Source organism: Flavobacterium sp., assembly GCF_035456085.1.
Lineage (GTDB): Bacteria > Bacteroidota > Bacteroidia > Flavobacteriales > Flavobacteriaceae > Flavobacterium.
This window is the reverse complement of sequence record NZ_DATIDY010000134.1, coordinates 1-25,155: the sequence shown is the minus strand read 5'-3', so window position 1 is coordinate 25,155 and position 25,155 is coordinate 1. Positions and strand designations below refer to the sequence as shown.

General features: G+C 32.5%; 15 protein-coding genes and 1 tRNA gene. 12 read left to right on the top strand and 4 right to left on the bottom strand.

Annotation, left to right across the window (positions count from 1 at the left end):
• Positions 1-8 precede the first annotated feature (8 nt).
• The 7 genes from VLC96_RS10405 to VLC96_RS10375 all read left to right on the top strand — a co-directional run bounded on the left by VLC96_RS10405 (position 9) and on the right by VLC96_RS10375 (position 11,470).
• The gene (locus VLC96_RS10405) at positions 9-2,888 is read left to right on the top strand and encodes a type I restriction endonuclease subunit R (protein ID WP_325262724.1); all 2,880 of its coding nucleotides are present in this window, start codon (positions 9-11) and stop codon (positions 2,886-2,888) included.
• A 91-nt stretch (positions 2,889-2,979) separates the two neighbouring features.
• A complete protein-coding gene (locus tag VLC96_RS10400) occupies positions 2,980-3,558 on the top strand; it encodes a hypothetical protein (RefSeq protein ID WP_325262722.1) in 579 nt (192 codons plus the stop codon).
• Between the two features lie 474 nt (positions 3,559-4,032).
• Positions 4,033-4,431 carry a hypothetical protein gene (locus VLC96_RS10395; RefSeq protein ID WP_325262720.1) on the top strand — a complete coding sequence of 133 codons (399 nt, stop codon included), beginning with the start codon at positions 4,033-4,035 and terminating at the stop codon, positions 4,429-4,431.
• Between the two features lie 267 nt (positions 4,432-4,698).
• On the top strand, positions 4,699-5,424 hold the full coding sequence (locus VLC96_RS10390; protein WP_325262719.1) for a hypothetical protein: 726 nt from the start codon (positions 4,699-4,701) through the stop codon (positions 5,422-5,424).
• A gap of 559 nt (positions 5,425-5,983) precedes the next feature.
• A complete protein-coding gene (locus VLC96_RS10385; protein ID WP_325262717.1) occupies positions 5,984-8,734 on the top strand; it encodes a DUF8426 domain-containing protein in 2,751 nt (916 codons plus the stop codon).
• Positions 8,727-10,139 carry an McrC family protein gene (locus tag VLC96_RS10380; protein ID WP_325262715.1) on the top strand — a complete coding sequence of 471 codons (1,413 nt, stop codon included), beginning with the start codon at positions 8,727-8,729 and terminating at the stop codon, positions 10,137-10,139. The genes VLC96_RS10385 and VLC96_RS10380 overlap by 8 nt, the downstream gene beginning before the upstream one ends.
• A 230-nt stretch (positions 10,140-10,369) precedes the next feature.
• A complete protein-coding gene (locus VLC96_RS10375) occupies positions 10,370-11,470 on the top strand; it encodes a Fic family protein (RefSeq protein ID WP_325262713.1) in 1,101 nt (366 codons plus the stop codon).
• A gap of 47 nt (positions 11,471-11,517) precedes the next feature.
• Here the strand turns inward: VLC96_RS10375 and VLC96_RS10370 are convergent, their stop codons facing one another.
• Complete coding sequence (locus VLC96_RS10370) at positions 11,518-12,762, bottom strand: site-specific integrase (RefSeq protein ID WP_325262712.1); 1,245 nt, start codon at positions 12,760-12,762, stop codon at positions 11,518-11,520.
• A 120-nt stretch (positions 12,763-12,882) separates the two neighbouring features.
• Here VLC96_RS10370 and VLC96_RS10365 point away from each other — a divergent pair.
• The 3 genes from VLC96_RS10365 to VLC96_RS10355 all read left to right on the top strand — a co-directional run bounded on the left by VLC96_RS10365 (position 12,883) and on the right by VLC96_RS10355 (position 15,137).
• Positions 12,883-12,953, top strand: a tRNA-Ser gene (locus tag VLC96_RS10365).
• Positions 12,954-13,089: 136 nt separating this feature from the next.
• A complete protein-coding gene (locus VLC96_RS10360) occupies positions 13,090-14,271 on the top strand; it encodes an acetyl-CoA C-acyltransferase (RefSeq protein ID WP_325262710.1) in 1,182 nt (393 codons plus the stop codon).
• Between the two features lie 104 nt (positions 14,272-14,375).
• Positions 14,376-15,137 (top strand): C40 family peptidase, encoded by a 762-nt coding sequence (locus VLC96_RS10355; protein WP_325262708.1) that lies wholly within the window; start codon positions 14,376-14,378, stop codon positions 15,135-15,137.
• Between the two features lie 84 nt (positions 15,138-15,221).
• Here VLC96_RS10355 and VLC96_RS10350 read toward each other — a convergent pair whose 3' ends face one another.
• The 3 genes from VLC96_RS10350 to gyrA form a co-directional block, all read right to left on the bottom strand.
• Positions 15,222-16,286, bottom strand: coding sequence for a tetratricopeptide repeat protein (locus tag VLC96_RS10350; protein ID WP_325262706.1), 1,065 nt, complete (start codon positions 16,284-16,286; stop codon positions 15,222-15,224).
• 504 nt (positions 16,287-16,790) lie between these two features.
• A complete protein-coding gene (locus VLC96_RS10345) occupies positions 16,791-18,059 on the bottom strand; it encodes a tetratricopeptide repeat protein (protein ID WP_325262792.1) in 1,269 nt (422 codons plus the stop codon).
• Positions 18,060-18,156: 97 nt separating this feature from the next.
• Entirely contained in the window at positions 18,157-20,811 is a 2,655-nt protein-coding gene (gene gyrA / locus VLC96_RS10340) for a DNA gyrase subunit A (protein WP_325262704.1), read from the bottom strand.
• A gap of 261 nt (positions 20,812-21,072) precedes the next feature.
• Here gyrA and VLC96_RS10335 point away from each other — a divergent pair, with 261 nt between their 5' ends.
• Together VLC96_RS10335 and rimK are read left to right on the top strand one after the other, a co-directional pair.
• Positions 21,073-23,619, top strand: coding sequence for an ATP-dependent Clp protease ATP-binding subunit (locus tag VLC96_RS10335; protein ID WP_325262702.1), 2,547 nt, complete (start codon positions 21,073-21,075; stop codon positions 23,617-23,619).
• A 138-nt stretch (positions 23,620-23,757) separates the two neighbouring features.
• Positions 23,758-25,128, top strand: a complete 1,371-nt coding sequence (gene rimK / locus VLC96_RS10330) for a 30S ribosomal protein S6--L-glutamate ligase (protein WP_325262701.1) — start codon at positions 23,758-23,760, stop codon at positions 25,126-25,128.
• The last annotated feature ends 27 nt before the right edge of the window (positions 25,129-25,155 follow it).

Here is a 25,155-nt window from a genome sequence, read left to right as displayed (position 1 = left end):
ATAAAAACATGAGCCACCAATCCGAAGCCATACTGGAAAACAACCTAATCAAGCAATTGGTTGGTTTAAAATATAAATCTGTAAAAATACAAGATGGTGATGCTTTGGTTACTAACCTCAAAAGTCAATTAGAAGCTTTCAATGAAACCACTTTTACAGTCAAAGAGTTTGGTGCTGTTTTAAATCATTTGGCCAAAGGCAATGTTTTTGAAAAAGCCAAAACGCTTCGGGATCGTTTTCAGTTGGATAAAGAAGATGGCACTTCATTTTATGTTCGTTTCTTTAATACGGAAGATACAAGCCAAAATGTATATCAAGTTACCAATCAAATATCCTTAGAGGGAAGCTATAAAAATCGCTTTGATGTCACGCTTTTGGTCAACGGTTTGCCATTAGTGCAAATAGAACTAAAACGTTCCGGCATCGAAATCAAGGAAGCTTTCAATCAAATCAACCGCTACCAAATGCACTCTTTTTGGAGCTATCACGGTTTGTTTCAATACGTGCAATTGTTTGTTATCAGCAACGGTGTGAACACCAAATATTTGGCAAATAACAAATTGCAATCCGTCAAGCAAACTTTCTTTTGGGCGGATAGAAACAATAAAAACATTACCGAATTAACCGAGTTTGCAAATGCTTTTTTAACTCCGGAACATTTGGGGAAAATGGTGGCACATTATATAGTGATTAACGAAACCCACAAAGTAATGATGGTCTTGCGACCGTATCAATATTTTGCCACGGAAGCAATAATTCATCAAGTCAAAAACTCAAATGACAACGCTTACATTTGGCACACCACAGGTTCGGGTAAAACACTTACTTCCTTTAAAGCAAGTCAAATTTTGATGGAATTGCCAGAGGTGTACAAAGTGGTTTTTGTTGTAGACCGAAAAGATTTGGATTACCAAACGATGAAAGAATTCAACGCTTTCAAAAAAGACAGCGTTAGTACTACCGACGATACACAATCTTTAATCAAGCAATTAACCGATAATTCGAAATTAGTCTTAACTACAATTCAAAAATTAAATAACGCGATTTCTCAGCGCTTTTCAGGTAAAATAGAAGCTTTGCGCCATAAGAAAATCGTTTTTATTTTTGACGAATGCCACCGTTCTCAGTTTGGAGAAACACACGATAGAATTACAAAATTCTTTGATAAAAGCCAATTAATCGGTTTTACCGGAACACCCATATTTGCGGAAAACGCATCTAAAAACGATTTAGGAAAACGAACTACTAAAGATTTATTTGGCAACTGTCTGCACAAATACGTAATTACCGACGCCATTCGCGATCAAAATGTATTGCGTTTTGGAATTGAATACGTGGGGAAATACAAAAACAAAAGCAACGCCTTTATCGATATTGAAGTCGAAGACATTGACAAACAGGAAGTGTTGGATTCTGAAAAGCGAATCAACAAAATCGTTGATTATATTATTGCTTATCACAACCAAAAAACCTTTAGCAGAGATTACTCGGCACTTTTGGCAGTAAGCAGTATCGATAATGTGATTCAGTATTACGACCTTTTCCAGCAAAAGAAAGAAGCCGGCGAGCACGATTTGCGAATAGCGACTATTTTTACCTACGGCACCAATGAAGATTCAGACGAAGCTCAGGATTATTTGCCTGGTGATGAAATAGATTTTGATGTTTTGGCAGAACCACGAACGCCATATCAATCGAAACGTAGCAGAGATAAATTAGAAACTTACATTGGCGATTATAACAAAATGTATGGCACCAGTTTTTCGACCAAAGACAGTCAACAATTTGAGAATTACTTCAAAAACATAAGCCAACGTTTAAAAGATCGTGAAAAGGAAAGTTTCAATCACGAGAAAGACCGTTTGGATATTGTGATTGTTGTGAATATGATGCTTACTGGTTTTGATGCCAAAAAAGTGAATACACTTTATGTGGATAAAAACTTAAAACAACACGGCTTAATCCAGGCTTTCTCAAGAACCAATAGAATTTTAGGCGAACAGAAGTCGCAAGGAAATATTTTATCTTTTAGAAACCTCAAAAAAGCCACAGACGATGCCATTACTTTGTTTTCGAATAAAGAAGCTGTAGAAGTGGTAACGATGCCTGATTATGAAAATATAGCCGAGAAGTTTGATGAAGCATTAAAACTGTTACGTGAAATTACACCAACTTACCAAAGCGTAAATGATTTGGAGAGCGAAGAAGACGAAGCTCAATTTGTGCAAGCTTTTCGAAAAGTATTGCGAGCGATGAATGTCCTGCAATCCTACACCGATTTTGATTGGGAGGACTTAGGAATTGACGAACAGGAATTTGAAGACTACAAAGCCAAATACCTGGACTTATATCAAAAGGTGAAGCGAGATAATGAAAAACAAAAGACATCAATTCTCGACGACATAGATTTTGAACTAGAATTAATCCACAGAGACCGAATCAACGTTGCTTATATCTTGAAATTACTGGCACAATTAAAAGGAGCAAAAACACCATCGGCAGCAGCAACACAACGCAAAGCCATCATTGATTTATTGGGTGGCGATATTCAGTTAAGAAGCAAGCGAGAGTTGATTCAGAAATTTATAGATGAAAACTTGCCTCACATCAAAGATGGAGACAATATTGAAGATGAATTTGAAAAATACTGGCAAGACCAAAAGGTACTAGCATTAGGCAAACTTTGCGAAGACGAACATCTGGACAAAGCCCAATTCAAAGCCTTAATCGATGCCTACATCTACAGCGGTAGAGAACCCATAAAAGATGAGGTTTTCCAATGCCTAGATAATAGGCCAAGCATCCTCCAAGCCAGAACAATCGGAGATCGTATCATTGCGAAGATGAAAGAGTTTGTGGAGGTTTTTGTTAAGGGGATGATGGCTTAGGGAGATGAATGATAAGACGACTTTTTTTGGAGAAGAATTGGGAATGGCCGGTTTCTACAGTTAATATCAAAATGAATAACGAAATTATACAATGAAGAAAAAAATACATGATATTGTTGGTGATCAAATTAATAAATTAAATAAGTGTATTGACACACTCAAGGATAGTGATTTAAAAATTAAAACTATAGAAATCGATAGTAGTTTTCTAGCTGAGAATTACATAAAGTCAAAGACATTTTCTAAGTGTGAAATTTTTAAAGATTTATACGAGAGTTTGCCTAAAAAAGAACCTGTTTTATATTGGTTTACTTATGATGTTGAAAAATTAAAAAGTGATTCTTTAGAACAAGTATTTGCAGATGCAAGACACAAAACAAATGGAAGAAAATTTTCAGAAATACCAAAAATTCTAAGAGAATCGAATGGAACACTATATGTTGGTAAAGTAAAAGATAAATTTCACTATAGGTTTGTTAATCATTTGGGGCATTCTGTAAATGACAAAACCGGAAGTTTACAACTGGCTTATTGGTACAAACCTGAAGATTTTGGCAATTTGAAATTAAATTACATAGTATTTTCAGAAGAGATGAAAACCTTACTTGGAGTTCTTGAAATTGAGTTAGCAAAAGAATTAAAACCTATAGTAGGTTCGCATAAGAATTAAACATCCAATATAGCAGCAAACCACAATTTAAAAAATGGTGAAGAATTCATAAAAATAACGTTCTTCCTTCTCTTCGAGGTCTCATGACCTCATGTCCTTAATAAAAATAATTAATAGCGATTGTAACGGTTTTGAGTAGAGCCCTGCACGAAAAAAAGTAAGTTTTAGAAAAATGAATACTGTAATCTATAATTCAAAATTTAAAGAAGTAATTGAATTAATCTGATGATTTGACTAATGTTGCGGGTATAATAGCGACACATTTGGTTATCACAAAGAAGAAAGAATTCAAGGATTACAACTATACTATTGGTATAAAAAAAACATAACTATAAATGTTTAAAAATTGCCTCTTGATACAGCAGAATATTAGAACATTTAGGAAAAATGCTTGCAATAAAATTGAACCTCTTTTTGGTAGTCACAGTAGATAGAGATACTATGTAAATGAAAGTTAAGTTAAATTAAATTCAAATGGAAATACCTGAAATTAAATTAGAAATCGAAAAGTACTATCAAGAATGGAAAAAAGTTCCAGGAGACATTGAAGATTTTACAACGGCAGAAATTTACGAAAGTGCGGTACAAAATTTAATTGTTACTTATTGTGAAAGTAAAAAATATGAAGTAGAAGGATTTCCTTTTCAAAAAAGAATTTTGGCAGAAACAGATGAATATTATGATGAGGATTATTTCGATTATTGGCGATATTTAAAGTACATCGATGTTTTGGCAACAACAAAGGACGACGTCTTAGATTTACTCCATTTTTACGCAAATACTTTTGATAAGGAATTAAATATTTCAAAAGAAGAATATAGGAATAATTTACTGCAATACATCAAAATCAACATTTACGATGTTGATTTTTAACAAAAAAATACCCAAATAGTGTCTACCTTTATGGGGCATTGAACACGAAATGCCTTTTTCAGTTAATCCAGAAAAGATTCCTGTTTTAAAGAAATACTATTTAATTGTTCCTGCTCCCAAAAGTCACATGACTTTCCGTTGCTTCAAAAGTTATTGAAAGCTGTAAACTTGATAAAAGTCTCCCGCCTTTATTTTATTTACGTATTGTAAAAAAAGTATATATTTTCATAGCTTTATAACTATTTTGGATTCAATTAAAATATAGAAATGGAAGAAAATACACAAAAAGAAATTGTTGCCGATGATTGGTTAGTAACTGGAGAAAGATATGTCGCGTTTATTGATATTATGGGATTTAAGGATATGGTTTTGAAAAAAAGTCATAATGAGATATATGACATGATGTTAAAAATAAATCAAAAAAAGAAGACTAGCGAAAATATTGATTGGGAATTTGTTAATGAAAAACTAGTTCGGACAACAACTTATTCCGATAGTATTATGATTTATTCTAAAGATGACACATTAAACTCTCTTAAATCAATAATATACACTGTAGCCAATTTGTCATTTGGTTTATTTACTGAAGGTATTCCATTTAAAGGAGCAATGTCTTTCGGTATGATGACCTTGGATATTGAAAATTCCATATTTTTTGGGCAACCTTTGATTGATGCGTATCTTTTGCAAGAAGAGTTGAATTATTATGGAATAATAGTGCATGCCACCGCAGAATTAAAAGTCTATGAGCTAAATGGCGATCCAGTTCCGTTTAGTACCCATTATTTTTGTCCTTTGAAAAATGGGATGAGTAAGCATTTGACAATTTTCCCAATGTTTGCAGATCCAAAAAGTAATACTGAACCTGAACATGTTAAAACGCATGATTATTTAATAAAATCAATTAGTGATTTACGTTATATGACGTCAGGGCATCTGAGAAAATATATAGATTCAACAGAAAGCTATCTTGAGTATATAAAAAATAAGTAAATCGCAAATATATCGCAAATTTTGTAACTCATACTCTTGCAATGGCCAACCCGGTCACCTAACCTCGAAGCTATGATACAATTTGCATCTTTCCATTAATAACTTTTTGCATTATTTGATAGACACCGACTTTTGGTACCAATATTAAATAGACTCCGTAATTGGCTTTATTCGAATTATCACTTCAAAAGCTACTTTCATGAAGACGTGCTCGAAGCCTCCAAGCATCATCAATAAAACCTTAATTTTTGTCAGCCGAATTCAGCAACTGGAAACATATCAAAATAAGTATGCAAAAAAAAAGTGGAGCAGATAGAAAAGCTCAAATGGGCATTACTTCAAAATCAGTTGCATTAAAAACACGAAAAGTCAGGTCCTAGGACTTAGCTTTCTTACTAATCCAGTTACTTATTATAAATTGGCATTGTTTTTGTTTTCATCGATTTTGAAAAGAAATAGTTGTGTTGTACTAATTGTTTATCAAACCAATAAACCTCTATTAGTCTAGCTTTGTTTGATTTATCACACATGTTAGCACCAATATTAAAAAACAATCTAAATGATAGAAAATAGATTTACCTGGGTTGAAACTCATAAAAAGCTGACCGAGTTTTTGGTTAAAAAAGAAAATTCTCAAAAAGAATTAATTGAATTATTAAAATCCGTTGGTATAAGCCCATTTAATGATAAATCTAAAGTAGGCGATCATGACATAGAGTTAGACGAAATTGACCCCTTTACATTTTTTTGCTACATTTATAAATATGGACCTGAAAGAAGGTTAAAGTATTTACAAAAAATCGCAGAAAAATTAAACATCAATTCTCCAAATGATGACTCAGGAATTCCTTCTGCAAACGCTCAAAGAGTATGGTTATTCCCTTTCAAATACGAAAGGGTAAATAATGAAATTCAACAACTCTGGAATTTCTTTAAAAAAGCAATTAACAATAATATTACAAACGTGGATTTCGCAGATGTTCTTTCAATAAGAAATGTTGCGAAAGCTAAAATTACTGAAGCGTTATTCAGTATTAATCCGGAGGAATATTTTCCAATTAACGGACCGACCAAACCGTATTTAAAAAATGTCTTGGAAATTGAACCAGCCTTTGAAACTTATAGCGATTATATTAAATTATTAGAAAACATTAAGACTAAAATAAGCATTCCTTTTTATGAATTGTCTTATGAGGCTTGGAAATGGAATGATGGGCGGAGTAAGGTGAATTATTGGGTGTTTCAGGGCAATCCTAAAATCTACAATGTAGTAGATTCTCTAAACGACAATATGTTAACTACTTGGAGTGTTAAAGCTCATGAGGACAAAATAAAAGTAGGGGATAAAATTATTCTTTGGGTTACTGGCAAAGACCAAGGTTGCTATGCTTTAGGCGAAGTAACATCTGATGTTTATGAAGGACTTGATGAGGAGGATCAATTCAAATACTATACGGAACTAAGTAAAAATGAAACTGCGAAACGCGTAAAAATTAAGATAACAAATAACCTTTCAAATAATCCAATTAAGAAAGATCAAATTGAAAATATTTCTGAGTTGAAAGAATTAAAAGTTGGAAATCAAGGAACAAATTTTTCTGCAACGGAAGAAGAATATGAAACATTACTTGAATTAGCAAAAAAACATAATTCTAAAAAATATTGGCTTTACGCACCTGGTGAAAACGCAGAGCTTTGGGACGAATTCTTCGACAAAGGTATTATGGGACTTGGTTGGAACGACTTAGGTGATCTTAATAATTATTCCTCAAAAGAGGAGATAACAACAAAACTTCAAGAATTAGGAAAAACAAATGGATCAAAGAAAAATGATTCAACAGCCAACTACCAGTTCAAAGACGTTATTTCTATAGGGGATATAATTATCGTAAAGAAAGGCAGAGGAGAATTATTAGGATATGGAGTTGTTTCATCTAATTATTTTTATGATAAAGAAAGATCTAGCTATCAAAAATGTAGAAAAGTAGAATGGAAAAAGAAAGGTAATTGGAAAACCGAGCATAGTCTCGCTCTTAAAACTCTTACAGACATTACGAAATATCCCTCTGAACACCCCGATTTTAAAACTTATTATGAAAGATTAATGAGTATAATGGGAGTTGAAAATAATACTAAAGACCATATGCAATATCCTCTTAATACAATTCTTTACGGTCCTCCAGGTACCGGAAAAACATTCAACACAGTTTTAAGAGCTGTGGAAATTATAGAAAATAGAAAGATTGACTCTTATGCTGAAGCTTTAAAAATATTTAAGGCAAATCTTCATAATCAAATTGAATTCATCACTTTTCATCAGAATTACAGTTACGAGGATTTCATCCAAGGTTTAAGGCCAGATACTGAAAATGATCAACAATTAACGTTTGAAAGAAAAGATGGGGTTTTTAAAATCATAGCAGATAAGGCGTTAAAAAATAGTATAGCTTCAGAAGAACCTCCAGTTGCAAGAAAAACATTCGAAGAAACATTTAATGAATTTGCCACTCCACTAGTCGAAGGAGAAGTTGAAGAGATTGCAGTTCAAATGAAAAAAGTATCTTATTTCATAACTGCAATAACGAACAAATCAATTGAATTCAGAAAAGCAAGCGGTGGTACCGCACACACGTTGAGTATTTCAACTTTAAGAAAGATGTATGATGCTGAATCAGTTTTAGATATTCAAGGTCTTTCATCTTACTATGCCCCCCTTTTGGATGAACTTCTCAAGATTGGCAAAGACTCTTCTGGCAAAAAGGAAATTGTTCAAAAGAAAAATTATGTTATCATTATTGACGAAATAAACCGTGCAAACATTTCAAGAGTTTTTGGGGAACTTATAACACTTATCGAACCAGACAAGCGTTCTGGTGGTGCAATTCCTTTAGAAGCTCGATTACCTTCTGGTGACCCATTTATTGTTCCTTCTAATTTATATATTATAGGAACAATGAACACAGCGGACAAGTCTATTGCATTATTAGATATTGCCCTTAGAAGAAGATTCGAATTTGATTCTATGTATCCAAAATATGAAATAAAAGATCACGAAATCTATGATGTAGATATCCTGAGAAAGATCAATGAACAAATAATTAAATCAAAGGGACATGATTTTCAGATTGGTCATGCTTATTTCATGGGAGAAAACACAGATCTAGTTCAGCGCATGAACAAAAAAGTAATTCCTCTTCTTTTAGAGTATTACATGAACGATGAAAAGGAAGTTAAAGGAATTCTAAAATCTGCAGGCTTAATAATTGAAGAAGATTCTTGGCCAATAAGAATAACTGGTAAGAATGATTAATCTTTTTGAATATCAAAATAAGGCAGCTATTGAAGATTCACTTGATGGTTTGGAAGGGTTTCTTGATGAAATCTGGAATAGTCGCGAAAAAAATTCTTTTTATTCAGAGAATGATAACGGTAAAATAGAATCACAAAGATTCCTCCAATTTATTCATAAATCAAACGAAATAAAGTCTAATAAGTATGTTGGGGTAATTCATTATGAAGGGAAAAAGATAAACCTATTACCAAAGATATTTTTCGATTCCGAAAAGGATTATTCAATAGTAGAAGTGAATCAAATTCAAAACCATATTCTTTGGTGGTTAAGTTATTGTCGCAAAATCAAATTTCCAAACTACCAGGCTTCATTGGGTAGTGCAAAAAGTGACTTTTTTGAAGTTTTAATTTATCTCTTTTCAAAATACACAAGGGAGCTTTTAAACTCATCTATTTATCAGCAGTATGAGGAAGTAAATAGTGAATTATCATTCATAAAAGGGCGTCTAAATACAAATGAATATATTAACGAGAATTTAAGTAAAGGGAAATGGCATAAACTTAATTGCACTTATGATGCTTTCGTTTTTGATAATAAATTCAATCGTATCATAAAATATGTTACTACTCTCTTATTTAATGTTACTTCAACTCAGGACAATAAAAAGAATTTAAGAGAAATCCTTTTCATTTTAGATGAGGTATCAGACAAAAGAGCAACTGCCGAACAATGTTCTAGAATTTCGTTTAATCCTATGTTTGGCGAGTTTGAAACAGTTCGTGATTACTGCAAATTATTCCTTACTAATTGTATTTCATTTGACTATAAAAATGACTTAAAGCTTTTCGCTTTTCTACTACCGATGGAATACGTTTTTGAAGACTTCATTTTTGGCTTCATTGATAAAGAACTAGAAAACATTTCCGCTAAAGCACAGCGAAGCGACACTTATTTGGACGAAGGAAAAGCCTTCAACCTGAAGCCTGACTTATGGCTAAAAACAGATCATAAATCACTGGTTGCAGACACTAAATACAAAATTGTTTATTCAGATGAGCAAGATCCCAAAAAAGGTATTTCTCAGAACGATCTATATCAAATGCTAGCTTATGCAGTACGTTTTGAAGTTGACGAGATAATTTTGTTTTATCCCGATACAATTAAAAACAATCAAGAGAATTCAGCTGAAGTATTTATTAAAGACACTTTAGCTAATGATAAAGTTATCTCAATCAAAGCATTTCAATTACCTATTTTAAACAAAGAGCTTTTAAAACAAGAACTAAAAACAAAAGCTGACTTAAAAGACTTGTTCGAAACGACAAAAATTGAATTGAAACAAAAAATTGAAAAAGTACTGGCGCCAACAGAAGTTAAGCAAAATTTTTCTGTTGTAGGCGCAACACAGCAAAACCTTGCCTAGCCACTGTCCGTCATCTGTCAGGCAAGAAAAACATTCACAATTCAACATACAAAAGTCTAATAAAGATGAATAGCTATGATATTGACAATGGTTTAAAAAACAAAGTTGAGTATAACCTTCATCAAAACAGAATTAATCAAAAGTATTTAACTATGCGGTGAATAAACAACCTAATCACCGCATTTTTTGCGGAGAATAATCACTATATTTACCGCATAAATTAAAAACAAATGGCAATCTATATTCATCAACTTAAAAATTGGCCTCATTTGCATTGGAAAGAGCAAGAATTAATTTCGTTATTAAGCGAAGTAAGAAACTTGCAAGGAAAGCTTATGGGCAAAGTTGAATTGCTAGGTTTCGAATTAAAAGGCGAAGCCAATTTAGAAACCCTAATACAAGATGTACTCCAAACTTCTGAAATAGAAGGTGAAATATTAAATCCTGAACTAGTTCGCTCCTCTATTGCAACAAGACTTGGATTAGAATATTCTGGTTTGGAACATTCAGATAGACACGTTGATGGAATCGTAGAATTAATGTTAGATGCCACTCAAAACGATAATAAAACATTGACTGATGAGCGTTTGTTTGGCTGGCACGCCGCATTATTCCCATCTGGAAGGAGCGGTATGCATAAAATTGAAGTAGCAAATTGGCGTTCAGGGGCTATGCAAGTAGTTTCCGGTGGCATGGGTCGGGAAATAGTACATTATGAAGCTCCAAAAGCCGAAAGGTTAGCATCAGAAATGAAACAATTTATAGACTGGTACAATAGTGAAGAAAATCTAGAATCGCTGTTAAAAGCAGCTGTCGCACACTTATGGTTTATAACAATACATCCATTTGACGATGGAAATGGAAGAATTGCCAGAGCTATCACTGATATGCAGCTTTCTAAAGCAGATGGCGTAAATCAAAGGTTTTACAGCATGTCAACTGAAATAAATAAACAAAAGAAAAATTATTATACTATTCTGGAACAAACTCAAAAGGGTGAATTAGACATCACAGAATGGATAGTTTGGTTTTTAGAATGCTTAAAAAACAGTATTCTTTACTCGAGTAAAATCGTAGATAAAGTAGTTAAAAAGCATCATTTTTGGGTTAAGAATGCAGGCAAAATAAGTAATGATCGTCAGCAAAAAATACTTAATATGCTTATGGATAATTTTGAAGGCAATTTAAACACTAGTAAATGGGCAAAATTAGCTAAAACTTCTCCTGATACCGCCCTTAGAGATATAACCGATTTAGTAAATAAGGGGATCTTGGTTAAAGCTGATTCAGGAGGAAGAAGCACTCATTATGTTTTAAGAGACAGCTTTTAGAATAATTACATAGTGGATATTTTTATTTAAAAACATATGCCTTAAGGCTAAAAATATTTAGAATTAGCAAATACATCATCAATAATTTGATCTAGTTTTTTATTGGGTAATTTATTCAAATAGGATATTGTTGCTTTAATATCTTTGTGACCCAGCATTTCGCTGATAACGTCTATTGCGATATTTTCAAATTTTAAAAATGTGGCAAAAGTATGGCGGGCAGTATAAAACGTTATACGCTTGTTTATTTTTAAAACTTCCATTATTTCTTTTAGCGCAGGATTTATTTGCCCTAGTAATTTATGGCTTCGATTTTTAATCTGTTCAACAGTTGGCTCATCTTGTAATAAGAGTGGAAATAAATAAGAATTTTGCGATTTGTTTGAATACGCTTCTAATATTTCACGTGGATTATTTTTAACTTTAAAATCTAAAAGAACACCAGTTTTAGTTCTGGTGTATGCCATTCGGTCGTCATATATATTGCTGTTTTTTAATTTTAATATATCAATAAAATTGATTCCTCTACAATAAAAACTAAAGAGATACATGTCTTTAGCAAATTGGCGCGGTTTATTGTCACTAAAATCTTGTTCAATTAATTTTTGTAATTCTTCATCAGTTAGATATTCCTTTTTTGCTTCCTTTTTTAAAGCAGACGTTTTATAGTTTTTGAAAGGGTAAGTTTTTATTGAAATGATTTCACGTTTTATAGCTTTATTGAATACAGCTTTAATCGTTCTCATTTTGAAACTGATCCCGCTATCTGTACCTCCGTTACTTCTAAGAAAAGAGTCGTATTTTTCTAAGAACGTAAAATTTAAATCTTGAAATCGTAGTTGTGGTTTTCCGTAAAATTTTTTTATTGAACTTAAAGTTTCTTTGTAAACTTTTGCCGTACCAATTTGATCAGCCAATTGAAATTCGTCAATTATTTCTTGATGGAATTTGAAATAGTCCAGTGTAACTGCTTTTGTCACATCGTCTGCTTTAATTTCATTTGAAATTTCGGTAATTGTAAAATCTTCATTTAAGCGACGTTTCTCCCTTATGAAATCTTCAATCTTTAGATTTGTTTTACTGATGAAATTATTTATCTCAATAATCCTTTTCAGCTCTTGTCCTTTTTTATTGGTCTTCAGTGTATTGGTTTCAAAGCTCCATGCTTCATAGTCACATGAATAATTAGTAGCCATAGAAGTATTACGTCTGTTTTTAATTAAAACTAACACAATAGAATGTTTGCCATCTTTGTTTGGGGTTTTCTTTATTGTGAATTTTATTGAAGCCATATTTTATATATTTTTTGACGAACATTTGACGAACATTTGCGTTACAAAAGTATAAAATAATCAATTATAAGAAGTTTTTATTAAATATAATTGCTTAAAAATCAATAAAGTATACAAAAAGAAAATAAAAGAAAAAATAAATCGCCTGCCTTCTAAGCAGGCGGTCGAAGGTTCGAATCCTTCTGCGTTCACAGTAAAACCTTCCTTAACGGGGAGGTTTTTTTGTTTTTATACCTTTTGTTAAAACAGGCGATATTTATTTATTTCACTAAATTTTTATTTAACAAAAAAGTCTAAATTTACCTCATTAACCAATAAAACATACAAATGAGTAAAAAAGTAGTCATAGTTTCTGCTGTTAGAACCCCAATAGGTAGTTTCATGGGCGGATTATCTACAATTACAGCACCAAAATTAGGTTCAGCAGCCATAAAAGGCGCTTTAAATAAAATACAATTAGACCCCAATTTAGTAGATGAAGTGTTTATGGGAACTGTAATACAAGCCGGAATAGGTCAGGCACCTGCCCGCCAGGCTGCTATATATGCAGGTCTTTCAAATGAAGTGGCTTGCACAACTGTCAACAAAGTCTGCGCATCAGGTATGAAGGCAATTATGTTAGGGGCGCAAGCTATAAAATGTGGCGATGCAGAAGTTGTAATCGCTGGAGGAATGGAAAATATGAGCTTGATTCCTCATTATATGAATATAAGAACCGGAACTAAATTTGGACCAAATACAATGGTCGATGGTTTACAGAAAGATGGACTAATTGATGCTTACGACAACAATGCAATGGGTGTTTCTGCCGATCTTTGTGCTACTGAATACAAAATCACAAGAGAAGAGCAAGACCAATTTGCAATTCAATCATACGAACGTTCTGCAAAAGCTTGGAATGAAGGTAAATTTGAAAACGAAATCATTCCTGTAGCTGTTCCTCAAAGAAAAGGAGACCCAATTATTTTCTCAAAAGATGAAGAATTCACCAATGTTTCTTTAGAAAAAATACCTACATTAAATCCAGTTTTCACAAAAGAAGGAACAGTTACTGCCGCCAACGCCTCAACTATAAATGATGGAGCTGCAGCTGTAATATTAATGAGTGAAGAAAAAGCAATTGCCTTAGGTTTAAAGCCTTTAGCCTATATAAAAGGATATGCTGACGCTGCCCAAGAACCGAAATGGTTCACAACTAGCCCAGCTAAAGCACTCCCTAAAGCTTTAGCAAAAGCAGGACTGTCAATTGATCAAATTGATTATTTTGAATTTAACGAAGCTTTTTCTGTTGTTGGATTAGCTAATTCAAAAATTCTTGGATTAGACAATCAAAAAGTAAATATTAATGGAGGAGCTGTTTCATTAGGTCATCCTTTGGGATGTTCAGGTACTCGAATAATAGTGACATTAATAAATGTTTTAGAACAAAATAATGCCAAATATGGAGCAGCAGCTATTTGCAATGGTGGCGGTGGAGCATCGGCTTTGATTATTGAAAGAAACGCTTAACAACTATCTTCAAATAAAAGCAAAAAAATAAATAATACGAATTGAAATTACTATTTTTACGGTCATTTTTAATTCGTATTATTTTTAATATCTAATATATATAAATGTTTGGAATTTGTAACCTAGCCATGATTCCACTTCGTGCCGAAGCCAGTGACAAAAGCGAAATTGTCTCTCAGGTATTATTTGGAGAGCATTTTGAAGTTTTGGAACTATATAAACAATGGTCACATATCAGACTCCAATATGATCAATATGAAGGTTGGATTGACACAAAACAATACCAAATAATTTCAGAATCAAATTTCCAACAACTTTCATCGGATGCGATAATATTAAATGCTGATTTAATTGAATATATACTAGCCCCTTCTAATTTACTAATTCCAATTCCGCTTGGTTCCTCATTATCTTTTTTAAATTATCCAGAAATCAATACTAATTCGTTTGATTTTGAAGGAACAAGAATAAATGGCGTTAAACCCAAAAACAACGTAATAACTTCGGCATTTATGTATCTAAATGCACCTTATTTATGGGGAGGAAAAACACCTTTCGGCATAGATTGCTCAGGTTTCACTCAAATGGTTTACAAACTTAATGGATATAAACTTTTAAGAGATGCTTCACAACAAGCCACACAAGGTGAAGCTCTAAGTTTTATAGAAGAAAGCGAACCAGGAGATTTGGCTTTTTTTGACAATGATGAAGGACGAATAATTCATGTTGGAATCATAATGGAGAATAACTATATTATTCACGCCAGTGGCAAAGTTAGAATCGATCGACTAGATCATCTAGGAATTTACAATGCCGAAACAAATAAACACACACACAAATTGAGAGTAATAAAAAAAATAATTTAAAAGATATTTTTTACTAGAAACGATTTAAATATTCAAAAAAAAAAAAAATGCTAGATATGATTCTAGCATTTTTTTTTTTTGGAATTACATAGTCGCTTTCAAAGCGTTATATTCATTTGTCATATCAAGTGATCGATATACACCTAATAAAGATTTTATTACATCCTGATTTTTCGGTTCAATATCTAAAGCTTTTTTTAGATACGGGATAGCAGTCCTAACCAAGTTATCCTTTTTGACTTTTAATTGATCGTATTGCTGCATTTCTTTTGGTGAATTACCTAATGCTGACATCTGTTCCATCAATGGTTTTTTTAGCTCTAATTTGATATAAGCCAAATTAATATAAGCTCCAACAAATTTAGGATCTAACTCCACTACTCTGTTATAACAAATTTCCGCATTAACAAGATCGTTTTTTTCCAAATAAACAAAAGCTAAATTTTTATTTATTTCAATTTTTTTAGAAGGAGTAAATACATCGCGAGGTTTTTCATAAAGTGCTGCTTCAACTCCAGAATTTCTTGCACCTGCTGAAATAAAAGCATCCTCTTCTTTTGTTTTTTTATTTGTAGCATAGTAAATCATTCCTTTTCCTGAATAATTTAATTTCACTAATTCTTCATAATATTTAATTGCAGAATCATAATCTTTTGCCATCATTGATGCCGAAGCTGCATTAAATAAATTCAAAGTATCCTTTTTATCAAAGAAAAAAACTTTATAACTTTTTTCTGCACTCTCTTTGTATTTACCATTTTTATAATCATCTACAGCTCCATTAACCAATTTAGATTTCATTTGTTTTAATGCAGCATTAGCCTGTAAAGTATACTTATACTTCCCTGATTCATTCTCTGCTCTAATCAATTCCTGATAAGCTTCTGAGGCCAAAGAAAAATTATTAGGTGAATCAATATCCTTACTCGCTAAATCTTTTAATATATTTCCTTTCAAATAGTAAAAATCCGATTTATCTTCATCGTTAGCATTAATAATAAGGTATTCGGTTTTTTTCAAAATTGCCAAAGCATCTTGAGATTTACCACTAGAATAAACAGATTGAGCTTCTTTTATTTGCGCTTTTTGAGCATTTAATCCAACATTTATCAATAACACTATTGACAGTATTACAAATTTTCTTTTCATGGGGTTAGGTTTAGTTGTTAACAGTTTTGGGTTGATTGTTGAAGGACTTTTAATGAATACAAAAAATATATAGACAAAAAAGCTATATTCATTTTACAATTAAATCCTAAATAGTTCATCAGAAGAACTAAAATGAGAAGTGTAGTTTTACATCATATATATACAATTATTAGTGAAACATTAATATTAACTTTTAATAATATTTAATTTACGACAATTTTTAAATTCTATTTTTTTAACAAAACTTTTAAATATGCAACTAAAATAAAATTAAATTTTGATTTAGCAAACAAAAAACAAAACATTTTTTATCATTACAACGTTTTCGTAATCAGAATAAGACAAATAATGTCCAAAAAAATTATTAATATCTTATCTTTCATAAACCTACAATATTTTTTAGTTATTTTTATATTTTCATATTGGACGTTATTTCCAATATACCGCAAAAAAAAATCCTGCTCAAAAACTTTAAGCAGGATTAATTATTCTATTAAAAAAAGACTACTGTTTTGCTTTCAAGGCTTTGTATTCAGCAGTCATTTCCAGTGCACTGTAAACATTCAATAATGTTTTAGTCACATCTTGGTTTTTAGGATCTAATTCAACTGCCTTTTGCAAGTAAGGTATTGTACTTCTAAACAAGTCTTCTCTTTTCTTTTTCAAAGCATTATACTTTTTCATATCATCCGCAGAAGTTCCTAATTTATTCATAGCATCAATAATAACTTGCTCATTCTCTAACTTCATTGCAGCCATATTAATATAACCATTGATATACGTTGGGTCTAGTTCTATAACTTTATTATAAAATTTTTCCGCTTCGACATAATCTTTTGCCTGAGCACTTATAACTCCAAGATTAAAAATTAAATTTACATCCTTTGGATTCTCCTGCAATGCTTCAGTGATTAACTTCTTATACATATCCATATCTTTAGTTTCAAGATATAAATTAGCTTCTGTCAACAACAAAGAACTATCAGTAGGATTTGCTTTTCTAGCATCAGAAACTGCTTTTTTAGCTTCAGCTATTTTCCCTTGTTGAATATAAATTAAGGCTATATTTTTATAAATCTCTCCTCTTTTAGATTCAATTTTTTCATTTCTTGGCTTTTCATGGGTACCCATTTTTACCATTTTGTCTCTATCAGCTGCAGTAGCAAAAAAATCTTCTTGACCATTCACTTTATTAACAGCATAATAATAAGTCGCTTTTCCGGAATAATTTAAATTTTTCAACTCTTCATATAACTTAAGCGCCTGATCATAATCTTTAGCGTTTACATAAGTTGAAGCCGCATAATAAAGATTGATAGTGTCTTTTTTCTCTAACAAATAAGCTTGATAAAGCTTCTCAGCTCCTAATGCATCTCTTTTTTGTTTTGTATCCTCAATTGCACCATTAACTAATTTTCCCTTAATTTCAGCAACTGAAGCTAAAGCTTGTGTTGAATATTTAGCTTTTCCAGACGCTTGTTCAGCTGCAATTAAATCTTGATAAGCTTTTGCTGCTAAAATTAAATTTTTATCCGCATCTACATTTTTTTTAGACAACTCCAAATAAGCATTTCCTTTCACAAATAAAAACTGTGCTTTTTCAGCATCAGGTGCATTCGTTGTTAAATATTCTGCTCCAGTTAAGATAGTTATTGCTTCCTCTGCATTACCACCTTTTAGAGCTTTTTCAGCAGCTTTAATTTCATTTTTTTGAGCAAAACTCGTTACGGATAAAAATAATGCTGATGCAATTATTACATATCTACTTTTCATAATTTTAAATTTAATTTTTCGTATACAAAAATAGTAAGAAAAACATTCATTATTTATGATTTTTGTCATAAATAATGAATGTTTTTAATGTTTTTATTTATTTATCATCATCTGAATCTTCTTCATTATCAGATTCATCGTCTTCAAATTCCTCTTCGGCAGAATCATCTTCCTCTTCATTATCATCTACACCTTCATCTTCTAGGACTTCCATTACAGGTTTCACCCTTTCAATTGTTTCCACTTCAATAACATTTCCTTCCTCATCAACAATTACTTCTTCGACATCATCTTTCATTACTTTGGTAACAGCTGCAATTGAATCTTTTCCTTTCAGATTAATTAATTTAACTCCTTGAGTAGCACGTCCCATAACACGCAAATCTTCAATAGCCATCCTAATTGTTAATCCTGATTTATTAATAATCATCAAATCATCTGCATCTGTAACTGCATTTATAGAAATCAATTTCCCTGTCTTTTCGGTAATATTTAATGTCTTAACTCCTTTACCTCCACGGTTTGTTATTCTATATACATCTTCACCATCCTCATCAACTAATTTGGTACGTTTTCCGTAACCGTTTTCAGTTACTACTAAAATTTGCGAATCATTGATATCATTCTTATCTACAGTGACCATACCAATTACTTCGTCAGTCTCATCTTTTAAGGTAATACCACGAACACCAGAAGCAGTTCTTCCCATTGGACGTGTTTTAGTTTCCTCAAAACGAACCAATTTTCCAGATTTAACAGCCAAAATAATTTGACTTTCTCCATTTGTTAATTGTGCTTCTAATAATTCATCTCCTTCCTTAATTGTGATTGCGGCAACTCCATTAACCCTTGGTTTCGAATATTTCTCTAATGAAGTTTTCTTAACCTGACCTTGTTTAGTTACCATCACAAGATTATGACTATTGATATAATCTTTATCTTTTAAATCTTGAGTACAAATAAATGCTTTTACTTTATCGTCACTTTCGATATTAACTAAGTTTTGGATTGCTCTACCCTTAGCAGTTTTACTTCCTTCAGGGATTTCATAAACACGCATCCAGAAACATTTACCTTTCTGAGTAAAGAACATCATATATTGATGATTTGTTGCAACATACATATGTTCTAAGAAATCCTGATCTCTTGTTCCTGCACTTTTTTGACCAACTCCACCTCTATTTTGAGTTTTATATTCTGATAAATTAGTACGTTTAATATAACCTGCATGCGAAATAGTAATTACTACATTTTCGTCAGCAATTAAATCTTCGATACTTACATCACCTCCAGAATATTCGATTTGTGAACGACGCTCATCACCATATTTTTCACGAATTTCTTCAAGCTCTTCTTTAATTAAAGCAGTTCTTAAATTCACATCAGCTAACAAGGCTTTCAAATGATCAATTAACTTCATTAACTCTTCGAACTCAGCTCTTAATTTATCTTGTTCCAGACCTGTTAATTGACGTAAACGCATCTCCACAATTGCTCTAGCTTGGATATCTGACAAATTAAATCTTTCAATTAATTTATCACGAGCCTCTTCTGTATTTTTAGATCCTCTTATTAACGCAATAACTTCGTCAATGTTATCAGACGCAATAATCAAACCTTCTAATATATGGGCTCTTTCTTCAGCTTTACGCAATTCAAACTGAGTTCTACGAACCACAACATCGTGACGGTGCTCAATGAAATAGTGAATCATATCTTTTAGATTCAACATTTGTGGGCGACCATTTACTAATGCAATATTGTTTACACTAAAAGAAGATTGTAATTGTGTGTATTTATAAAGCGTATTCAAAACCACATTAGGTGTTGCATCACGTTTTAAAATATACACTATTCGCATACCAGTTCTATCCGATTCATCACGGATATTGGCAATACCTTCAATTTTTTTCTCGTTTACCAAATCAGCAGTACGCTTGATCATATCAGCTTTATTGACTTGATATGGAATTTCGGTAACAATAATAGATTCTCTTCCGTCAACTTCTTCAAAACCAACTTTGGCACGCATGACAATACGGCCTCTACCAGTTTTAAAAGCTTCACGAACTCCTTCATAACCATATATTACACCACCTGTTGGAAAATCAGGAGCTTTGATATAGTTCATTAATTCATCAACTTCAATATCATTATTATCAAGATACGCTAAAGTACCATTAATAACTTCCGTCAAATTATGAGGAGGCATATTAGTAGCCATACCAACAGCAATTCCTGTTGCTCCATTTACTAATAAAGTAGGAACCCTGGTAGGCATTACTTTTGGTTCATATAAAGTATCGTCGAAATTTAATTGAAAATCAACAGTTTCTTTTTCAATATCGGCCATGATTTCTTCCGAAATTCTTTTCATTCTGGCCTCTGTATAACGCATTGCTGCTGGACTATCACCATCTACAGATCCAAAGTTACCTTGACCATCAACCAATAAATAACGCATACTCCATTCCTGAGCCATACGCACCATTGCGTCATAAACCGAGGTATCTCCGTGAGGGTGATACTTTCCTAAAACTTCCCCGACTATTCTTGCAGATTTTTTGTGGGCAGATCTTGAAGTTACTCCTAAATCATACATTCCGTAAAGTACTCTTCTATGCACAGGTTTCAAACCATCTCTTACATCAGGAAGTGCTCTTGACACAATTACCGACATCGAATAATCGATGTAAGCTGATTTCATTTCATCTTCAATGTTAATAGGAATTAACTTTTCTCCTTCAGACATAAATATATTCTTAAATTAAAATTATTTTGTTTTAAAAAATCCCGCTAATATAAGCTTTCTCAATATTTTTTCACTCATGAATTAACATAAATTTATTCGATTTATTAACAAATAAACTTTGTCTTTTGGTTAATAAATTAAGTTGATTTCAAGACTTTGTTCTCCATTTTTTTTGTCACTTAGCATTAATATATTTAATAGGTATGATTTTTGCTTTTAAACTTCATGTTTACTAAATTTACATTAACAATATTTAATATTATGGATGATAATTTTTCACCTAGAGTAAAAGACGTTATTACTTATAGCAAAGAAGAGGCACTTCGTCTTGGACATGACTTTATAGGTACTGAACATTTGATGCTTGGCATTCTGAGGGATGGTAATGGTAAAGCTATTCACATCCTGAACAACCTATCAATTGACCTTGATCATTTGAGAAGAAAGGTTGAGATACTAAGCCCGGCTAGCCCTAGCATTGATGTCAGTGTAGAAAAGAAAAATTTACATCTGACGCGTCAAGCTGAACGAGCTTTGAAGACTACTTTTTTAGAAGCAAAAGTTTTCCAGAGTTCATCTATTAGCACAGCTCATTTACTGTTGTGTATCTTAAGAAATGAAAATGATCCAACAACCAAGCTATTGAATAAACTTAAAATAGATTATGATATAGCTAAAGAACAATACATCAATATGACTCCAAACGAAGAAGAATTTTTAGAAAACTTGCCAAAAAACGAATCATACAATGATGATTCAGGACAAGATGACAGTCTCAAAGAAGGTAGTTTTAATAATCCCGCCAATAAGTCAAACAAAAAATCAAAAACTCCAGTTCTTGATAATTTTGGTAGAGATTTGACTGAAATGGCTGAGGAAGGAAAACTAGATCCTGTTGTTGGACGTGAAAAAGAAATCGAACGTGTTTCTCAAATTTTGAGCCGTCGCAAAAAAAACAACCCCTTATTAATAGGTGAACCTGGTGTAGGTAAATCAGCTATTGCAGAAGGTCTTGCTTTGCGTATTATTCAAAAGAAAGTTTCTCGTATACTATTCAACAAACGTGTTGTAACTTTAGATTTGGCTAGCTTAGTTGCTGGCACTAAATATAGAGGACAGTTTGAAGAACGTATGAAAGCAGTGATGAACGAGTTAGAAAAAAATGACGATATCATTCTTTTCATAGACGAAATTCACACTATTGTGGGTGCTGGAGGTGCAACTGGTTCGCTTGATGCTTCAAACATGTTTAAACCTGCTTTATCAAGAGGTGAAATTCAATGTATCGGAGCAACAACCTTGGATGAATACCGTCAATACATCGAGAAAGACGGTGCTTTAGAAAGACGTTTCCAAAAGGTAATCGTAGAGCCAACTTCTGTTGAGGAAACAGTTGCCATTTTGAATAATATCAAAAACAAATACGAAGATCATCATAACGTTATTTACACTCCTGAAGCAATCGAAGCCTGTGTAAAATTAACAAACAGATATATGTCTGAGCGCTTCTTACCAGACAAAGCTATCGATGCATTGGACGAAGCTGGATCACGTGTTCACATCACAAATATTGATGTTCCTAAACAAATTTTAGATTTGGAACGTCAGTTAGAAGAAGTTCGTGAATTGAAAAATTTGGTTGTCAAAAAACAAAAATATGAAGAAGCAGCCAAACTTCGTGATGATGAGAAAAAGATAGAAAAAGATTTAGCTATCGCACAAGAACAATGGGAAGAAGATTCTAAAAGCAACAGAATTGTTGTTACCGAAGATAATGTAGCAGATGTTGTATCGATGATGACCGGAATTCCTGTAAACAGAATTGCACAAACAGAAAGCAACAAACTAGCCAAATTACCTGAATTAATTCAAGACAAAGTAATTGGACAAAATGATGCTGTTTTGAAGATTGCAAGATCTATTCAAAGAAATCGTGCCGGACTGAAAGATCCAAACAAACCAATTGGTTCATTCATTTTCTTAGGTCAAACTGGAGTTGGTAAAACACAATTGGCCAAAGTTCTAGCTAAAGAATTATTCGATTCTGAAGATGCATTAGTTCGAATTGACATGAGTGAATACATGGAGAAATTTGCAATTTCGAGATTAGTTGGAGCACCTCCTGGATATGTTGGATACGAAGAAGGTGGACAATTGACCGAAAAAGTTAGAAGAAAACCGTATTGTGTTGTATTACTGGATGAGATTGAAAAAGCGCATCCAGATGTGTTCAATATGATGCTCCAAGTACTTGACGATGGATTTTTGACTGATAGTTTAGGTCGTAAAATTGACTTCAAGAATACGATAATTATTATGACGTCGAATGTTGGAGCTCGTCAATTAAAAGATTTTGGTCAAGGTGTTGGATTCGGTACTGCAGCTAGAGTAGCGCAAGCTGATGACAATTCTAAAAGCATTATCGAAAATGCTTTGAAGAAAACTTTTGCTCCTGAGTTCTTAAACAGAATTGATGATGTAATTGTATTTAACACTTTAGAAAAAGAGCACATCAATTTGATTATCGAAATCGAACTTAGAAAATTATATTCTCGTATTAATGAATTAGGATATAAATTGAAATTGTCCGATGAAGCTAAAGCATTTATCGCGGATAAAGGATTTGATAAGCAATTTGGAGCAAGACCTCTGAAAAGAGCCATTCAAAAGTATATTGAAGATGCTCTTGCAGAAGAAATAATCACTTCAAAGATCTCATCTGGAGACGAAATATTCATGGATATTGAGGAAGGTTCACAAGAATTAACGATTAAAGTTCATAAAGCGGAAGAACCTACAAATCAATAATTTAAATAACAACTCATTTAATAAACCCGTTACGTTTTTATAACATAACGGGTTTATTCTTTATAGGATAATATCGTATTTTTTAAAAACTAATATCTATTTTTGATATATCTAAAAATGTTCATCCAAAATTAATTTATGATACAAAATAAAGTCATACTGGGCAGCGAAGAATGGTGTTCATTTCCCGAATTAGGAATTCCAACTATTAAAGCTCGCGTTGATTCAGGCGCAAAAACATCAGCTTTGCACGCTATCAATATTGCTCCATTTATAAAAAATGATGCAAATTGGGTAAAGTTTGACATTAATCCCATTCAAAATAATACAAAAACGGTCATTCATTGTGAAGCTCCTTTGGTTGGGAAACGTATCGTAAAAAGCTCTAGCGGTTTTAGAGAGCACCGATATGTCATTCAAACTAGTATCTCTATTGGGGAAACTAAATGGCCTATTGAAATGACATTGACCAATCGGGACTCGATGGGTTTCAGAATGCTTTTGGGCAGAGAAGCCATGAGCGGAAGAATTCTTGTTGACCCAGAACAAAAATATCTTTTGGGACAACCAACTCTTGAAATTCTTCAAGAATTGTATGTAAACTCAGAAAAGGCCAGTTCCGGTTTAAGAATTGGACTTCTAGCCAGTAATCCTGAATTATACAGCAATAAAAGAATTATGGAAGCAGGCGAAATGCGAGGCCATGAAATGCATTTCCTGAATATTAAGGAATGTTATATGAAACTCGATGCCAAAACTCCTGAAATTCATTATCGTGGCGGAAAAATACTAAATAAATTTGACGCCATCATTCCGAGAATTCGCCCTAGTATAACCTTTTATGGTTGTGCTTTAACTAGGCAATTTGAAGCTTTAAAAGTGTTTTCTTTAAACTCATCAACTGCTATAACGCAATCAAGAGATAAATTATACTCTTTACAATTATTACTCAATCATGGAGTTGACATTCCGACAACGGGATTTGCAAACTCTCCTTTGGATACCGATAATTTAATCAAAATGGTTGGAGGCACACCACTTATCGTAAAATTATTAGAAGGAACACAAGGAAAAGGTGTTGTATTAGCCGAAACCAAAAAAGCAGCAGAAAGTGTTATCAATGCTTTCAAAAGTTTAAATGCAAACATATTGGTACAGGAATTCATCAAAGAAGCGAATGGAAAAGACATACGCTGTTTTGTAATTGATGGAAAAGTAGTCGCTGCTATTCAAAGAGAAGCTATGCCAGGTGAATTTAGAGCCAATATCCATTTGGGAGGCACAGCGTCAGTAATAAAAGTTACTGCAGAAGAAAAAAGAATCGCAATTAAAGCCGCCAAAGCTATGGATTTGAAAGTAGCTGGTGTTGACATAATCCGTTCTTCAAAAGGGCCATTATTGCTCGAAGTAAACTCTTCGCCTGGTCTGGAAGGAATTGAAGGAGCAACCAACAAAGATGTTGCAGGAGAAATGATTAAAGCAATTGAGAAGAATTTTAAAATAAAATAGAGAGGCAATAGTAATATCAATTTCAAT

Bases quoted from the DNA above. Each gene is read 5' to 3' on its own strand.
- VLC96_RS10405 (WP_325262724.1), top strand. From the start codon at position 9: ATGAGCCACCAATCCGAAGCCATACTGGAAAACAACCTAATCAAGCAA.
- VLC96_RS10400 (WP_325262722.1), top strand. From the start codon at position 2,980: ATGAAGAAAAAAATACATGATATTGTTGGTGATCAAATTAATAAATTA.
- VLC96_RS10395 (WP_325262720.1), top strand. From the start codon at position 4,033: ATGGAAATACCTGAAATTAAATTAGAAATCGAAAAGTACTATCAAGAA.
- VLC96_RS10390 (WP_325262719.1), top strand. From the start codon at position 4,699: ATGGAAGAAAATACACAAAAAGAAATTGTTGCCGATGATTGGTTAGTA.
- VLC96_RS10385 (WP_325262717.1), top strand. From the start codon at position 5,984: ATGATAGAAAATAGATTTACCTGGGTTGAAACTCATAAAAAGCTGACC.
- VLC96_RS10380 (WP_325262715.1), top strand. From the start codon at position 8,727: ATGATTAATCTTTTTGAATATCAAAATAAGGCAGCTATTGAAGATTCA.
- VLC96_RS10375 (WP_325262713.1), top strand. From the start codon at position 10,370: ATGGCAATCTATATTCATCAACTTAAAAATTGGCCTCATTTGCATTGG.
- VLC96_RS10370 (WP_325262712.1), bottom strand. From the start codon at position 12,762: ATGGCTTCAATAAAATTCACAATAAAGAAAACCCCAAACAAAGATGGC.
- VLC96_RS10360 (WP_325262710.1), top strand. From the start codon at position 13,090: ATGAGTAAAAAAGTAGTCATAGTTTCTGCTGTTAGAACCCCAATAGGT.
- VLC96_RS10355 (WP_325262708.1), top strand. From the start codon at position 14,376: ATGTTTGGAATTTGTAACCTAGCCATGATTCCACTTCGTGCCGAAGCC.
- VLC96_RS10350 (WP_325262706.1), bottom strand. From the start codon at position 16,286: ATGAAAAGAAAATTTGTAATACTGTCAATAGTGTTATTGATAAATGTT.
- VLC96_RS10345 (WP_325262792.1), bottom strand. From the start codon at position 18,059: ATGAAAAGTAGATATGTAATAATTGCATCAGCATTATTTTTATCCGTA.
- gyrA (WP_325262704.1), bottom strand. From the start codon at position 20,811: ATGTCTGAAGGAGAAAAGTTAATTCCTATTAACATTGAAGATGAAATG.
- VLC96_RS10335 (WP_325262702.1), top strand. From the start codon at position 21,073: ATGGATGATAATTTTTCACCTAGAGTAAAAGACGTTATTACTTATAGC.
- rimK (WP_325262701.1), top strand. From the start codon at position 23,758: ATGATACAAAATAAAGTCATACTGGGCAGCGAAGAATGGTGTTCATTT.